Source organism: Mesorhizobium zhangyense, assembly GCF_011045115.1.
Taxonomy (GTDB): Bacteria; Pseudomonadota; Alphaproteobacteria; order Rhizobiales; family Rhizobiaceae; genus Mesorhizobium_M; species Mesorhizobium_M zhangyense.
The window spans coordinates 71,727-86,178 of sequence record NZ_JAAKZG010000015.1; the positions used below are offsets into that span (position 1 = coordinate 71,727).

The 14,452-nt window shown below is 62.3% G+C and carries 13 protein-coding genes; 3 read left to right on the forward strand and 10 right to left on the reverse strand.

Annotated elements, in window-relative coordinates:
* Nucleotides 1-197 precede the first annotated feature (197 nt).
* Together trmFO and G6N74_RS25400 are read left to right on the forward strand one after the other, a co-directional pair.
* A complete protein-coding gene (gene trmFO / locus G6N74_RS25395) occupies nt 198-1,607 on the forward strand; it encodes a methylenetetrahydrofolate--tRNA-(uracil(54)-C(5))-methyltransferase (FADH(2)-oxidizing) TrmFO (RefSeq protein ID WP_165120796.1) in 1,410 nt (469 codons plus the stop codon).
* Between the two features lie 7 nt (nt 1,608-1,614).
* A complete protein-coding gene (locus tag G6N74_RS25400; RefSeq protein WP_165120797.1) occupies nt 1,615-2,115 on the forward strand; it encodes a GNAT family N-acetyltransferase in 501 nt (166 codons plus the stop codon).
* A 259-nt stretch (nt 2,116-2,374) separates the two neighbouring features.
* Here G6N74_RS25400 and G6N74_RS25405 read toward each other — a convergent pair whose 3' ends face one another.
* From G6N74_RS25405 to yajC, 7 genes are all read right to left on the reverse strand, one after another.
* Complete coding sequence (locus G6N74_RS25405) at nt 2,375-4,537, reverse strand: SGNH/GDSL hydrolase family protein (protein ID WP_165120798.1); 2,163 nt, start codon at nt 4,535-4,537, stop codon at nt 2,375-2,377.
* 83 nt (nt 4,538-4,620) lie between these two features.
* On the reverse strand, nt 4,621-5,565 hold the full coding sequence (locus tag G6N74_RS25410) for a sterol desaturase family protein (protein ID WP_165120799.1): 945 nt from the start codon (nt 5,563-5,565) through the stop codon (nt 4,621-4,623).
* Entirely contained in the window at nt 5,562-5,984 is a 423-nt protein-coding gene (locus G6N74_RS25415) for a hypothetical protein (protein ID WP_165120800.1), read from the reverse strand. Before G6N74_RS25415 ends, G6N74_RS25410 begins: the two co-directional genes overlap by 4 nt.
* 92 nt (nt 5,985-6,076) lie before the next feature.
* The gene (locus tag G6N74_RS25420; protein WP_165120801.1) at nt 6,077-6,922 is read right to left on the reverse strand and encodes a phytoene/squalene synthase family protein; all 846 of its coding nucleotides are present in this window, start codon (nt 6,920-6,922) and stop codon (nt 6,077-6,079) included.
* 1 nt (nt 6,923) lies between these two features.
* The gene (locus G6N74_RS25425; RefSeq protein ID WP_165120802.1) at nt 6,924-7,310 is read right to left on the reverse strand and encodes an Mth938-like domain-containing protein; all 387 of its coding nucleotides are present in this window, start codon (nt 7,308-7,310) and stop codon (nt 6,924-6,926) included.
* A 9-nt stretch (nt 7,311-7,319) separates the two neighbouring features.
* A complete protein-coding gene (gene secDF / locus G6N74_RS25430) occupies nt 7,320-9,866 on the reverse strand; it encodes a protein translocase subunit SecDF (protein WP_165120803.1) in 2,547 nt (848 codons plus the stop codon).
* Nucleotides 9,867-9,915: 49 nt separating this feature from the next.
* Nucleotides 9,916-10,230: a preprotein translocase subunit YajC gene (gene yajC / locus G6N74_RS25435; RefSeq protein ID WP_165120804.1), complete on the reverse strand. Its 315-nt coding sequence runs from the start codon at nt 10,228-10,230 to the stop codon at nt 9,916-9,918.
* A 180-nt stretch (nt 10,231-10,410) separates the two neighbouring features.
* Here yajC and G6N74_RS25440 point away from each other — a divergent pair, with 180 nt between their 5' ends.
* Nucleotides 10,411-11,286, forward strand: a complete 876-nt coding sequence (locus tag G6N74_RS25440) for an ATP-binding protein (protein ID WP_165120805.1) — start codon at nt 10,411-10,413, stop codon at nt 11,284-11,286.
* Nucleotides 11,287-11,378: 92 nt separating this feature from the next.
* Here the strand turns inward: G6N74_RS25440 and G6N74_RS25445 are convergent, their stop codons facing one another.
* From G6N74_RS25445 to surE, 3 genes are all read right to left on the reverse strand, one after another.
* Nucleotides 11,379-12,929 carry a peptidoglycan DD-metalloendopeptidase family protein gene (locus G6N74_RS25445; protein ID WP_165120806.1) on the reverse strand — a complete coding sequence of 517 codons (1,551 nt, stop codon included), beginning with the start codon at nt 12,927-12,929 and terminating at the stop codon, nt 11,379-11,381.
* Nucleotides 12,930-13,046: 117 nt separating this feature from the next.
* The gene (locus tag G6N74_RS25450) at nt 13,047-13,697 is read right to left on the reverse strand and encodes a protein-L-isoaspartate(D-aspartate) O-methyltransferase (RefSeq protein ID WP_165120807.1); all 651 of its coding nucleotides are present in this window, start codon (nt 13,695-13,697) and stop codon (nt 13,047-13,049) included.
* Entirely contained in the window at nt 13,694-14,452 is a 759-nt protein-coding gene (surE, locus tag G6N74_RS25455) for a 5'/3'-nucleotidase SurE (RefSeq protein WP_165120808.1), read from the reverse strand. Before surE ends, G6N74_RS25450 begins: the two co-directional genes overlap by 4 nt.

Sequence of the window (14,452 nt, forward strand, 5' to 3'; positions counted from 1 at the left end):
AAAGAATTTCGTCGGCGCCTACCTCCTCCCAGGTTCCGATGAATACGGTCAGGCTTCACCTCCTCCCGATCGCTGACCGATCAAAACGACACCCGCCGGACCTCCTCCCCCGGCGGGTGTTGTTGTTTTAGCGGTATGCCGAGAGCCATGTTTCGGCAGAGATTGATTTCCCCCGGCCATCGGCCTATTCCCCCTCCATGACAACAAAACAGCTCCATATCATCGGCGGCGGTCTCGCCGGCTCCGAAGCCGCCTGGCAGGCGGCACAGGCCGGCGTGCCTGTCGTGCTTCACGAAATGCGCCCGGTGCGCGGCACCGATGCGCATAAAACCGACAGCCTCGCCGAGCTCGTCTGCTCCAACTCGTTCCGCTCAGACGACGCGCAGGCCAATGCGGTCGGGCTGCTGCATGCCGAAATGCGGCTTGCCGGCTCGCTGATCATGAATTCAGCAGACCTGAACCAGGTGCCGGCCGGTGGGGCGCTGGCCGTCGACCGCGACGGATTCGCGGCAGCCGTGACCGCAAAGCTCGAAGCCCATCCGCTGATCACCATCATGCGCGAAGAAGTGACCGGCCTGCCGCCCGAGGAATGGCAACAGGCGATCATCGCCACCGGCCCGTTGACCGCACCGTCACTGGCCGAAGCGATCGCAGAAAAGACCGGCGCCGATGCGCTCGCCTTCTTCGACGCCATCGCCCCCATCGTCCATTTCGACACCATCGACATGGACACATGCTGGTTCCAGTCGCGCTACGACAAGGTCGGGCCCGGCGGCACCGGCAAGGACTACATCAACTGCCCGATGGACAAGGAGCAGTACGAAGCCTTCATCCAGGCGCTGATCGACGGCGGCAAGACCGAGTTCAAGCAGTGGGAAGGCACGCCCTATTTCGACGGCTGCCTGCCGATCGAAGTGATGGCCGAACGCGGCCCCGAGACCGCGCGCCATGGCCCGATGAAGCCGATGGGCCTCACCAACGCTCACAATCCGGACGTCAAGGCCTATGCCGTCGTGCAGCTGCGGCAGGACAATGCGCTGGGCACGCTCTACAACATGGTCGGCTTCCAGACCAAGCTGAAGCATGCCGAGCAGGTGCGCATCTTCCGGATGATTCCGGGATTGGAAAATGCCGATTTCGCCCGGCTTGGCGGCCTGCACCGCAACACCTACATCAATTCGCCGACGCTGCTCGATGCAACGCTCCAGCTCAAAGGCCGCACCGGCCTGCGCTTTGCCGGCCAGATCACCGGCTGCGAGGGCTATGTCGAATCCGCCGCGATCGGCCTGCTTACCGGCCGCTTCGCCGCCGCCGAGCTTCTCGGCCAGCAGGTATCGCCACCGCCGGTCACCACCGCCTTCGGCGCTCTGCTCAACCACATCACCGGCGGCCACATCGTCTCCGACGACGAACCGGGAAAGCGCTCCTTCCAGCCGATGAACGTCAATTTCGGCCTGTTTCCGGCGGTCGAAGCGCCGAAGTCCGAAGGCAAACGCCTGCGCGGCAAGGACAAGATCGTCGCCAAGCGCCACGCCATAACCTCGCGCGCGCTGACCGATTGCCGCGATTGGCTCGGCATTGCGGCCGAAGCGCAAGCCGCCGAATAGAGCGATCATGCAGCCTCCCGCAACAGAACAGCTGACCTTGCGGGAGTTCCGGGCGGAGGATGCAAAAGACCTGCTGACCGTCTTCACCGACGATTATGCCCGGCGCTTCTATCCTGAAATGACCACCGAGGCCGCCGCGACCGAATGGATCGACCGCAACCTCAAGCGCTACGCCGAACACGGCTTCGGACTCTGGGCGGTCATTGAAAAAAGCACCGGACGGCTGATCGGCGATTGCGGCCCGACCTGGCAGGACATTGGCGGCCCAACCATTCTGGAGATCGGCTACCACATCGCTCCCGACCGGCGCGGCCGCGGCTTTGCCCTCGAGGCCGCCCGAGCATGCCTCGCCACTGCCTTTGCCTCGACCAGCGAGCCGGAAATCGGATCAATCGTCGCGCCCGAAAACGCCTCGTCGATGAGCGTCGCGCGCCGCCTGCATCGCGAGAGGCGAAGCTACGTCAATTCGCGCGGCCTCGACCGCTTTCTGTTTTTCACCCGGCGGTAGAGTCAGTTTCCTGGGGTGGAGAGCGGGTGTGGCGATAAGGTGCGTCCTTCGAGCCTCACTGCGCTCGCACCTCAGGATGAGGACGGTTGGCGATGAAACGCGCCGGCGTATTCTCCCCCCTTGAGGGGGAGATGGCGCGAAGCGCCAGAGGGGGTCGGTCAAGGCAGCGGCGCGGCGCCAAGGAACGTCGAGCACGGCCGCAGCGACCCCACCCGGCCCTACGGGCCACCCTCCCCTCAAGGGGGAGCGAGACGCCGCGCTACAATCCCGACCTCAAATCCGCAACATTCGGTGCCGGCAGTTTCAGGATCTGCTTGGCCGTGTTGAAAACCGCATCCGCGATATGCGCATGACCTTCGGCCGTTGGATGGAACGGACCGCCAAGGCAGGCTTCGATCAGATCGAGCAGGCCCCATTGTCCGGTTGGCGGCGGCGAGCCGTTGGCTTTGTACTGCACGAACAGGCAGATGTCGTTGAGGGTGCGGAACCAGCGCTCGCGCGGCGCGTAGGCGCGCGTGTCGCGCAGGCGGTTGAAGCCGGTTTCACGGTTTTCCGCAAAAGGCTCGAAATCCGACCAGCGATTTACCGGGCTGGCGAAGTGATAATAGGGCAGCATCAGGTTTTCGGCCGCCGAGACATTGCCGTTGGCATCGCGTTTCTGCGCACATATGCCGTGCTTCGCGAACGGCTCGCGGTGGGCGTCGATGAAGTACCAGTTTCCGGCCCGGGCGGCGTCGCGGGTGGCCGGATAAAGAACCTCGTTGGCGAAGCGGCTCACCAGCCGCAATTCCGGCACATCGATCGAAAGCACCCCGCCGACATTGAAACCTTCGAGCCGCTCGCGCGGATCGCTTTCGCCACAAAGGCGGCCGTTTTCATTGAACTCTACCTTGGGAAAGGCCGTAAGGACGATATTGGGCTTGCCAGCGTCACCCTTGACGATCGGGATCGGCGCCAGCGCCTTGCGCAAGGCGGCAAACCGCGCCGGCAGTTCCCGCGCCCTCTCCTGCGCACGGTCGATGCCATGCGCCTTGGTCAGCCGGGCGGCCAGACGGATAAGATCGTTGCCCTGCGCCCTGGCGCGAATTTCGGTGTTGAGGTTGGCGTAAGGCGGTCGCGTCTTGGTCAGCGTATCGACGATCAGCGGCGTGAAGCCGATATCGTTGCCGCCGATCGAGACGATCAGCAGGTCGACCGGCCGAAGGAATTTTCCGCTCGGGCAATCGAGCAGGCTGACGCTGCGCACCGGGCGGTCGTTGGGCGCGGTCACCGGCGGATCCAGCGAGATCGTGCGGCGGGCAAGCCTGCGCATCAGGTCGTCGCTGCAAAGCTCGACCATCAGGCGGTCGACCTGCGGCATGTCACGGCGCAGCCGACCGCCGGCCGTGAAATAGCTGGGCTCGACCGTCTCGACGCCGGCATAGGGAAACAGAAAACCCTCGGTCAGCTCCGCGCCCGAACAGGCAAAGCCGAGGAAAGTCACCGCCGAATGCTTGACGTCGCTGAGCGCGATTTCGAGAGCCGTTCGCAAATGATAGCTATAGGCAGAACGGTGGCATTTGCGGTCGAGCCAGCCGGCCGGACCGTTCTGGTAGCGGACCGGGAGCGAATAGGCGGCGTTCGAGCGGATCGCCTGCGCATCGGGGTCGTAGAGATAGGAAATATTGAGCCCGGCGCGACGCGAGAACCGGTCGATCTCGACCGGCGTGTCCGGGTTGCCCTCGCCCGAGGAATAGCTGTCGCCCATGCCGACGACGAGCCGGTCGCGCACCCAGATCGGCTCATGCGAAACCGTTGTGCCGTCGGGCAGTTGCACGGTGACGGCCACGCCGCGCTGAGCCTCGGGAACGTCCGGCTCGAAGGGAACGCGTGTCTCGACATCGGCAGCACAGGGCTTTTCCGTTGCCGTGACAAGCGCGTTGCCGTCAATGAAGATCGCCCTCGCCGCTTGCCATTTGCACTGGCCTGACGGCGGCTCGGTCAGCTTCAGGACAACCGTATGGCGCTGCGGCCTGACATAATCGGTGCGCAGTGATGTGCCGAAGGTGTCGCTGGCGCAGGACGAATGCCATTGCTGGCGGCTGTCCCAGCAGGTGGCGCGGCGGCGGTTGATGTGATGCGCCCAGCCCCGCTCCGGGCGGCCGGCACTGCGCGGATTGGCGTAAAGCGTGGAATCCTGCCTGTACCATTCGCGCAGCCAGCGTGGATCGTTCAGCGAACGTTCGAGATCGGACACCGCAGTCGCCGACAGCGCGCCGCCATTGGCAGCCATGACATCGGCCATGGCCTCGCGCTGCATGTCGAAGTCGCGGGTTTCGAGGAAGTAGCGGAATGGATGCTCGACGCGCCAGTCTATTGCCGGCGCGGCGTATACAACGGTCGAAATGGAGAAAAGCAAAGCAATAAATACAAGACGAAGCATGCCACTATACCTCGCATATCGAATATTATTTCTCCGATAAAAAGGAATAGAGGCGCTTTGTCCTTATTTCAATCAGGCCCGCATCATTTTTGCGAGGTAGCCGGAAGGCCAGGCTTTCCGGATTCACCGGGATGAAGGCGGACATAGTCCAGCTTCAAGTCCTGCGAAGTCTTGCGCGAACCATCGTGGCTCCAGCCCGGCGGCTGAAACAGGTACGAGAGGCGCTGGCGCAAGGTCAGGCCAGGTGCTGCGGCGTCGCGGAACATGCCGACCCATTCGTGGAACGCGACTTTCACCGGGTTGAACGTGCCGATGTTCTTGACGATGCCGTAGCGTGGTTGGTCCTCCGGCAGTTCCGCGACGAAGGTTCCGAACATCCGGTCCCAGATGATCAGCGTGCCGGCGTAATTGGCATCGAGATAGCGCGGATTGGTGGCGTGGTGGACACGGTGGTGCGACGGCGTGTTGAAGATCATCTCGAACCAGCCCCACATCCTGCCGATCGTCTCGGTGTGTATCCAGAACTGCCAGACGAGGTTGAAGCCGAAGACGAAGGCGATCACCGCGGGGTGGAAACCGAGCAGCACCAGTGGCACCTGCAAAATGAACATGCCGGTGAAGAGGCCGGTCCAGCTCTGCCGCAGCGCCGTGGACAGGTTGTAGTGCTGGCTGGAATGGTGATTGACGTGCTCGGCCCAGACCCAGCGCACGCGATGCGCGATGCGGTGATACCAGTAGTAGCGCAGATCATCGAGCAGGAACGCCGCCAGGAACACCCAGATGGAACGGCCGAGATCGAAGAAACGGAACTGCCAGACCCAGAGCAAGGCGGTGTAGGAAACGATCCCGAGCAATATGCCGGCAACGACGTTTCCGGTGCCCATCATTAGGCTGGTCAGCGTGTCGCGCGTCTCGAAAGCGCCCTTGGCCCGCCCCGTGCGCACGAGCCAGAGTTCAATCAGAATGGCAACGACGAAGAAGGGAATGGCAAGCTGCGTAACCTGCGGGAAATCGTAATTTTCCATCATGATGCTTCTCTTTTTGCGGGTAGCAGCACGTTGCGCACCGCGCTGGCATCGGCGGCGTTGGCGAAAGTGAAGTCTCCGCCGGCCCAGGTGAAATCCTTAAGCCGGATGGACAGGCATTCAGGGTCGGGACTCGTCAGCGACACCACGTCGGATTGCGTGATGATGCGCGTCAGGAACTTGTCGCCGAAAGTCTGGACGATGCCGGTTCGGTCGCCGTCGAGTTCCAGAAACGCCGTTTTGCCGTCGGCGGTCAGCCGAACAGTCCAGACCGCTTCTTCCGGGAAATCCTCGCCAAAGCGCCGTTTAGCATCGTCAGCGGCAGTGATCGACGAGCCCTTGCTTCCGCCGGTCAGGTGGACGGCGAGAACACACAAAGCAATCCCGACAACCACGATGGCGACGAGTACAGGCAAGCTCATGGGCCGAAATTCTCCTCCCGACCGAAGCGTCCGGCTGTCCGCAACGGCTTCGCGAGAGGAATATCATAATTGACGTTTACGTCAAAGGCGATTCAGCGCCAGCCGCGGGTGGCGTGGCGAAAGAGGACCCATTGCCGGCGCCAGGCCGAAATCTCCGACACCGAGGTCAGCGCTTTCGCGGGCGCATTTCCGAGCTTTTTCAAATAGGCGCCGGTCAATGCAACGGGCAGGAAGGCCGGTCGCAGCGCGTCAGGAAGCTCGCGCGCGCCACGCTCGAAGGTACCGAGATGGTCTTGGGCAAGCGCAATCATCGCCTCAACCACGCGGGAAGCCCCTGCCCCGCCATCGCTGGAGACAAACTCCTCAGGCGAAGAACCCGCAGCGGCGAGGATGTCTTTCGGCACGAAGCACTGCCCGCGCGCGCGATGAATCGGCATCAGGCGCAGAAGGCCGGTGATAGCCTGCGCGCAACCGGCATGGCCTGCGAGTTCGGCGAATTTCGGCGCGGTTTGCGGATCGAGGATCATCGACGCAAGCTGGATAAGTGCAGCGGCCGTCTCGCCGCAATAGCCTTCGAGGTCGTTTCTAGACGGCATCGGATCGTCGTAGAGATCGAAAATCCGCGCATCGAGATAGTTCTGGAAGGCATTTTGCGGGAGACCGTAAGTCGCGATCGTATCGACCAACGCTTCGGCGACGGGATGACCTGATGCTGCTTCGACAGTGCCTGCCGCGATCACGTCACGCCACCATTGCAGACGCACCTCGCCGGGCAGCGCCTCGCGGATACGGTCGCGAACGCCGGCAATCTCCGCATTGAAAGCATAGAGCGCGAAAAGGCCGGTGCGCTTGTCTTCCGGCGCATAAAGCGCCGAGAGATAACGATCCCGATCGGCGGCGCGCACCGCCTCCATCACGATCTGGGCGTGATCGGTCATGTCAATCGACGGCTATCAAAGCTGCTGCGACCGCGCGGTCTTCCGCGAGCAGCACATTGTAGGTTCGCACGGCAGCACCCGTGGACATAGGATCGGACGAGATGCGCGCATCTTTCAACGCCGCCTTGAGTGCGGCGGGCAGAGGCCGCAAATCCTTGCCTGTTCCGACCAGCAGGATTTCGACATCTTTCGACTCGGAAAGGAGCCGCGCAAAATCCTCTGCAGTCAGCTTATTCGGGTCAGCAGGCTCCCAGCCGTAAATGCCGGACGGAAGGCAAAGAATTGACCCGCGATGCGACATGTCGGCAAAGCGAAAACCGCCATTGCCATAGGCTTCGATCGGCGCTCGGCCGGGAAAATGCGCTTCTTTGATGAAAATGCCCGACATTGTTGCCCGCTATGAATTCGACGGCTGGGCCGTCCGCACGACATTGGTGTCGTTGTCGAACGTGTCCGGACGCGGCTTGAACAGGATCAACAGCGGGCCGGCGACAAAGATCGACGAGTAGGTGCCGAACACAACGCCGAAAATCAATGCCCGCGCGAAGGAGCTGACGATCTCGCCACCGAAAAGATAAAGCGCAATCAGCGCCAGCAGCGTCGTCGCACCCGTCAGGATCGTGCGCGACAAGGTCTGATTCAGCGACAGGTCCACGACATCCCTGATCGGCATCGTCCTGAACTTTGCCAGGTTTTCGCGAACGCGGTCATAGACCACGACGGTATCGTTGATCGAATAACCGATGATCGTGAGGATCGCGGCGATGCTGGCGAGGTTGAAATCGATGCCGGTGATGACATAGAGGCCGATCATGGCGATGACGTCGTGAAGGGTCGATATGACCGCGCCAAGGCCGAACTGCCATTTGAACCGTATCCAGATATAGATGAGCATCGCCGCAAGCGCAGCGAGAACAGCCAGCGCGCCGGCCTTCGCCAGTTCGTTCGAGACGTTCGGGCCGACAACCTCGACCCGGCGGAAGTCGTAATCGTCGCCCACGGCAAGCCGCGCCTTTTCGACCGCGGATTGTTCGGCATTATCGCCGCCGCCTTGCGCCGCGATCTTGACGAGGAGATCGCGCGGCGATCCGAAGCCCTGCACCTGCACCTCGCCGAGATTGACTTCATCCAGCCGCGCCCGCACATCGGTCGCATCGGCCGGGCCGGTTTTGGCCCGCATTTCGATGACCGACCCGCCGAGGAAATCCACGCCGTAGTTCAAATCCCTGGTCACGAACAGCACGGCGGTGCCAATCGACAGGATAGCCGAAAGAGCGAACGCGTATTTGCGCATCTTCATGAATGGAATTCTGGTGTCGTCCGGCACGAGTTTGACGATACCGCGCGGGATTTCGGTCGGCCGCGTCCGACGCAGCCAGAACGAAATCATCCAGCGCGTGAAGGTGAATGCGGTGAATACGGTGGTGATGATACCGACGGCCAGGGTGATGGCGAAGCCGCGCACGGCGCCCGAGCCGAGGTAAAAGAGGATTGCTGCTGCAATGAGCGTGGTGACGTTGGCGTCGACGACGGTGGCCATGGCTCGCGAGAAGCCGGCATCGAGCGACTGCACGAGCGATTTCCCCTGCCGCCGCTCGTCCTTGACGCGCTCATAGATGAGAACGTTGGAATCGACCGCCATGCCCATGGTGAGAATGATGCCGGCAATGCCGGGAATGGTCAGCGCCAGGCCGAACAGCGAAAGTATGGCGATTATCAGCACGACGTTGGCAATGAGAGCCAGATTGGCGATGACGCCCAGCCCGCCATAGGCAACGATCATGAAAACCAGAACGAGCAGGCCGCCGATCAGGGCGGCAGTTGCACCGGCCTTGATGGAATCCGTGCCGAGGTTGGGGGCGACCGTTCGCTCCTCGACGATCGTCAACGGAGCCGGAAATGCGCCGGCGCGGAGCAATGCTGCCAGATCGGCCGCGCTCTCGGCGTTGAAATTTCCGGCGATCTGGCCGACACCGCCGAGAATGGGCTCCCTGATCTGCGGGGCGGAAATAACCTGATTGTCGAGAACGACGGCAAACAGTCGTCCCACATTCTGCTGGGTCGCTTCGCCAAAGCGGGCGGTTCCCTCAGGATTCAATTGGAAGGAAACCACGGACTCGCCGTCCGAGCGGCTGATAGCCTGTGCGTCGATCAGGCTTTCGCCCGACACGATGACGCGGTCTTCGATCAGATAGGCGGCGGGCGGATCATCGGGCGAGTACATGACCGTCGAATTGGCCGGCGGCTGCCCCGAAATCGCATCCTGAACCGGCATGGTCTGGTCGACCATCTGGAAAGTCAGCTTGGCGGTCTGCCCGAGAATTTCCTTCAGGCGCTGCGGGTCCTGAAGGCCGGGAACCTGAACGAGCACACGGTTCGCACCCTGCTGCTCGACGATCGGCGCGTTGGTGCCCAGTTCATTGACGCGGCGGGTAGCCACATCGACCGACTGAGCCAACGCGGCTTCCGCGCGGTAATCGATACCGTCATCAGTCAGCGTATAGCGCAACACGCCGGGCTGGGGTTCGTCCTGGGTCAATTCCTGCGTCGAACCCGTTCCGAACATGCCGGAGGACACCGGCTGCAGCAGCGAATCGAGCGCTGCCTTGGCCTTGTCGACCTCATTTGCCTCGCGAATGCTGACCTGCACGCTCCTGTCGGCCCCGGTCAGGCCGGTGTAGCCGATCTTGGCTTCGCGCAATTTTGTGCGAATGTCGTCGCGGGTTACCGCAAGGCGCTCGTTGACAAGGTCCTTGCGGTCAAGCGCCAGGAGAATGTGCGAGCCGCCCTGAAGGTCGAGGCCCAGCGTCATGGCGCGCTTTGGCAGCCAGTCCGGCAACGCATCGAGCGTTGCCTTCGAAAACAGATTTGGGGCCGCAAAAAGCAGCCCCAAGATCACAATGGCCCAGATGGAAATCGTCTTCCAGCGCGAGAAATAGAGCATTTTGCCTCGTCAGTTCAGACGACTCTGTACGCCGAGTCTCTGTCAGAGACTACTTCTTGGCGTTCTGATTGGCGACAGGCTCACCCTTCACGCGCACATCGGCGATTGTCGAACGCAACGCGGTCACTTTCATGCCGCCAAGATCGATTTCCAGTTCGTTGTCGTCGATGACCTTGGTCACCTTGCCGATGAAGCCGCCACCGGTGACGACCGTATCGCCACGACGAACGGCAGCCAGCATCTCGCCGCGCTTCTTGAGCTGCGTGCGCTGCGGACGGATGATCAGGAAATACATGATCACGAAGATCAGGACGAACGGCAGAACGCTGATCAACATATCGGGGCTTGCGCCTGTACCTGGCATAAAAAACTCCTGAAAATTATGGGAGGGCCCACTACCCCAGCCCTTCGTGAAAGTTGGCGGGAATATAGTCGCTAAAGCCACCTTTGCAACCGCGTAAGCGCCTTCGGCAGCCGCTTTCCCGGCCTGTTTGAGCGTGTTAGAGCGTTCGCGACGTTGTTTGCCACGAATGCGGAATGCGAAATGACAGAAAATACCATCGAAACGCTCACCCAGAAACTCGATCTTCTCATCGACGCCGTCAACAAACTGGCCCCCCGCGCGGTGCCGCAGACGGATATCAATGACGCCAACTGTTTCGTATGGGCGGCCGATCCCGGGTTTCTCGAGCCGGTGCATCGCGTCAATCGCATCGACATCGGCCTCATCCGGGGCGTCGACCACGTTCGCGATATCCTGGTCGACAACACCGAACGGTTTGCTGCCGGCCTGCCGGCCAACAACGTGCTGCTCTGGGGCGCGCGTGGCATGGGCAAATCGTCGCTGGTCAAATCGGTGCATGCCTCGATCAACGCTTCGCGCAAGAACGAAGCGCCGCTCAAGCTGATCGAAATCCACCGCGAGGATATCGACACGCTGCCGAAGCTGATGACGATCCTGAAGGCTGCTCCCTTCCGCTTCATCCTGTTTTGCGACGATCTCTCCTTCGACCATGACGACACGTCGTACAAATCGCTGAAGGCCGCACTCGAGGGCGGCGTCGAAGGCCGCCCGGCCAATGTGATCTTCTACGCGACCTCCAATCGCCGACATCTCCTGCCGCGCGACATGATCGACAATGAGCGCTCGACGGCGATCAACCCGTCCGAGGCTGTCGAGGAGAAGGTTTCGCTGTCGGATCGCTTCGGCCTCTGGCTCGGCTTCCACAAATGCTCGCAGGACGACTATCTTGAGATGGTCGACGGCTATGTCCGCTACCACGGCCTCAAGATCGAGCCGGATCTCTTGCGTGCCGACGCGCTGGAATGGGCGACCACGCGCGGAAGCCGCTCGGGTCGCGTGGCGTGGCAGTTCATTCAGGATCTCGCAGGCCGGCTTGGCCAGCCGCTGAAAGACTGAGCGTCTTCATACGCTTATAGTCATTTCCAAATGCAAAAACCCGCCCCTTTTGGGGCGGGTGCAGATGGTGGGCCGAATGCAGCCAGTCGTGTCTATTCGAGGAAGGTCGACGGATCGACCGGAGACGAATTCTTGCGTACCTCGAAATGCAGCCTTGGCGAGTCCGTGCTGCCGCTCATGCCCGAGAGCGCGAGTTCCTGGCCGCGCTTGACCTTTTCGCCGCGCGAGACCTTCAGTTCGCTGGCGTGACCGTAGACGGTGACCAGACCGTTTTCGTGCCGCACCAGAACGGTGTTGCCGAATTCCTTGAGCCCGTCGCCGGCATAGATGACAACGCCGTTCTCGGCTGCCTTGACCGGCGTGCCTTCCGGCACCTGGATGTCGATGCCATCATTGGACTTGCCGCCGCCCTTGCCGAAAGCGGTGATGACGCGGCCACGAACCGGCCAGCGCATGCGGCCGATGCCCGTGGCATCCGGCGCGGCCGAGTCATCCTGCTCGACCTGCTCGATGAGCTTTTCCTTCTTCGGCGGCGTGTAGGCTACGACCGTCGGAGCGGCTGCGGCAGATGGCTTCGAGGGCACGGTCGCGCCGGTAACGACCGGATCGGCGGCCTTCGGTGCGGGTGCCGCGGCAGCCACGGTGGCAGCACCTGCAGCCGGAATCTGAAGCGTCTGGCCGATGCGGATGGTGCCGTCCTGAAGACCGTTAGCCGACTTCAAAGCGGCCGAGCTCACGCCTGTCTTGCGGGCGATCTTGCTCAGCGTGTCGCCTTCCTGAACCTTGTAGGTTCCGGGCGCGGTCGATGCCTTGGCGTCGTTGGCTGCCGTGGCAGTCGGCTGCGGCGTATTTTCACCTTCCTTCAGCTTCGGTGTCTGCGGCAGCACGCCGAGATTGCCCGCAGGCGCACCCGTCGGTACCGGCACCTTATGGGCCGGAACATCATACTTGGTGCCTGTCGAAGACCTGGCGTCGGCAACGTTCGGATTGCTGTCGGGTGCTGAAACCGGCGCCTTGCTGGAATAAACGTAGGTCGGGATGACGACCTTCTGGCCGACCTGCAACCCGCCATGCTCGGGTATGCCATTGACCTTCATCAGCACATTGGCCGGCACGCCGAAGCGGCGCGAGAGATTGTAGACGGTCTCGCCTTCCTTGGCGGTGATCTGCGTGCCACCGGCACGCGACCAGCCAGCGACTTCTTCCTCCGCGCTTGCCATGACAGCCGGCTTGGCCTGCGACACGGTTCCCGTCACGGTCTGGTCGAGCGACCTTGCGGCAGCGACCGGGGCCAGAGCCGGCGCAGGATTGGAAGCACGCGGCGTGTTCATCGCGGCCTGTGTGACCGGCGGCGGAGGCAATGGCTGCGAGGAAACCGGGGTCAGCGCGCTGCGGCTGACCGATTCTGTCTGGGCGGGAGCAACTGGCGCTGCCGCCATCTGGGCATCGCCCGGATAAGGCTGGTTCTGCTGCCCCATGATCTGGCGCTGATTTGGCGTCGAGGCAGTAAAGATGTCGTCGACACCACCGCCACCGAATCGCGAGACCTGGGCGCTGCAACCCGCCGCCATGCTCGCGACCAGGAATATGGCCGCACTGCGCGCCAGAGCGCGTTCGTTCTTGGCTAAAATACTGATTCGCATCGCAATAACCCGCGTATACTCGATACCCAACTGGTATGATTAAAGCGCGTTAATGTTACTGGTCGGTTAAGAGGCTGAAGAAGATAGTAAGAAATACGCGAATGTGAGAGCCACGACTCAGATCACGGCAGCAACGCTGCGTGCGATCGGCTGAAGACGCACGACGCCGATATCCTCACGCTCGAAGCGGCTGCCGAGTTTGGTCAGCTTGGCCATGACCTGCTCGCCTTCGTCCGGGCCGATCGGGGCGATCATGATGCCGCCGCTGGACAGTTGATCGACGAAGGTGCGCGGCAGGCCGTCGAACGAGGCCCAGACGACGATGCGATCGAACGGCCCCTCACCCGCCAGCCCGTTCGAGCCGTCGGCCTGACGCACGAACGCATTGGTTATGCCGAGCGCTTCGAAACGCTGACGCGCCTGTTCGATCAGCGTCTTGAAGCGATCGACCGTCACCACGCGCGCGGCAAGCCGCGACATGACGGCCGCGGTGTAGCCGGAGCCGGTGCCGATCTCGAGAACGCGGCTGCCGGGCTCGATGGCAAGGGCTGCGATGACCGCGGCCTGCAGGTCGGCGCCCTCGATCGTCTCGCCGCATTCGATCGGCAGCGTCCGCTCCGACCAGGCGATGCTGTGCCACTGCGCGGAAATGAAGGCGTGGCGCGGCGTCGCCTCGAAGGCGGTGATCATGTCCTTGGGAACGATGCCGCGTCCGCGCAACCTCAGGAGAAATGCTGCAAAGCCTTCGCGGTCGCCGATGGAGTTCATGCAAGCGCCTTCGTCAACTGGTCGCGGATTTCATGCGCGGTAAGGTCGAGCTTCAGCGGCGTCACCGAAACGAACTTGCTGCGCACGGCATGAACGTCGGTGCCTTCCTTCAATTCGGGCGGTTCGCGGCCGAAGCGCAGCCAGAAATAGGGAAAGCCGCGGCCGTCGGCGCGCTCGTCAATCCACAGGCTGTGAACCAGCTTGCCCTGGGTGGTGACGCGGGTTGCCTCGACTTCCTCGGGCGGGCAGTTGGGGAAATTCACGTTCAGGAAGATGCCGGCAGGCAGGTCGATCTTGAGCAGCCGTTGCAGCAGCGCCGGCGCCAGCGCCTCGACCGTTTCCCACGGCACCAGCCGCGCGCCGTCCTGCACATTATAGGCCTGGCTGAGCGCGATCGAGCGAATGCCGAGCAGCGTGCCTTCCATCGCGCCGGCAACGGTTCCCGAATAGGTCACGTCGTCGGCAAGGTTCGCACCAGAATTGACGCCGGACAGGATGAGGTCCGGCGCTTCCGGCATGATCTTGCGCACGCCCATGATGACGCAGTCGGTCGGCGTGCCGCGCACGGCGAAATGCTTGTCACTGATCTGGCGCAGGCGAAGCGGCTCGGAGATCGACAGCGAGTGGGCAAAGCCCGACTGGTCGGTTTCCGGCGCGACCACCCAGACATCGTCGGACAGCGTGCGCGCTATGCGCTCGAGGCAGGCCAGACCTTCGGCGTGGATGCCATCATCATTGGTCAGGAGAATGCGCAT

Bases quoted from the DNA above. Each gene is read 5' to 3' on its own strand.
- trmFO (WP_165120796.1), top strand. From the start codon at position 198: ATGACAACAAAACAGCTCCATATCATCGGCGGCGGTCTCGCCGGCTCC.
- G6N74_RS25400 (WP_165120797.1), top strand. From the start codon at position 1,615: ATGCAGCCTCCCGCAACAGAACAGCTGACCTTGCGGGAGTTCCGGGCG.
- secDF (WP_165120803.1), bottom strand. From the start codon at position 9,866: ATGCTCTATTTCTCGCGCTGGAAGACGATTTCCATCTGGGCCATTGTG.
- G6N74_RS25450 (WP_165120807.1), bottom strand. From the start codon at position 13,697: ATGAACTCCATCGGCGACCGCGAAGGCTTTGCAGCATTTCTCCTGAGG.
- yajC (WP_165120804.1), bottom strand. From the start codon at position 10,230: ATGCCAGGTACAGGCGCAAGCCCCGATATGTTGATCAGCGTTCTGCCG.
- G6N74_RS25405 (WP_165120798.1), bottom strand. From the start codon at position 4,537: ATGCTTCGTCTTGTATTTATTGCTTTGCTTTTCTCCATTTCGACCGTT.
- G6N74_RS25425 (WP_165120802.1), bottom strand. From the start codon at position 7,310: ATGTCGGGCATTTTCATCAAAGAAGCGCATTTTCCCGGCCGAGCGCCG.
- G6N74_RS25420 (WP_165120801.1), bottom strand. From the start codon at position 6,922: ATGACCGATCACGCCCAGATCGTGATGGAGGCGGTGCGCGCCGCCGAT.
- G6N74_RS25440 (WP_165120805.1), top strand. From the start codon at position 10,411: ATGACAGAAAATACCATCGAAACGCTCACCCAGAAACTCGATCTTCTC.
- G6N74_RS25415 (WP_165120800.1), bottom strand. From the start codon at position 5,984: ATGAGCTTGCCTGTACTCGTCGCCATCGTGGTTGTCGGGATTGCTTTG.
- G6N74_RS25410 (WP_165120799.1), bottom strand. From the start codon at position 5,565: ATGATGGAAAATTACGATTTCCCGCAGGTTACGCAGCTTGCCATTCCC.
- G6N74_RS25445 (WP_165120806.1), bottom strand. From the start codon at position 12,929: ATGCGAATCAGTATTTTAGCCAAGAACGAACGCGCTCTGGCGCGCAGT.
- surE (WP_165120808.1), bottom strand. From the start codon at position 14,452: ATGCGCATTCTCCTGACCAATGATGATGGCATCCACGCCGAAGGTCTG.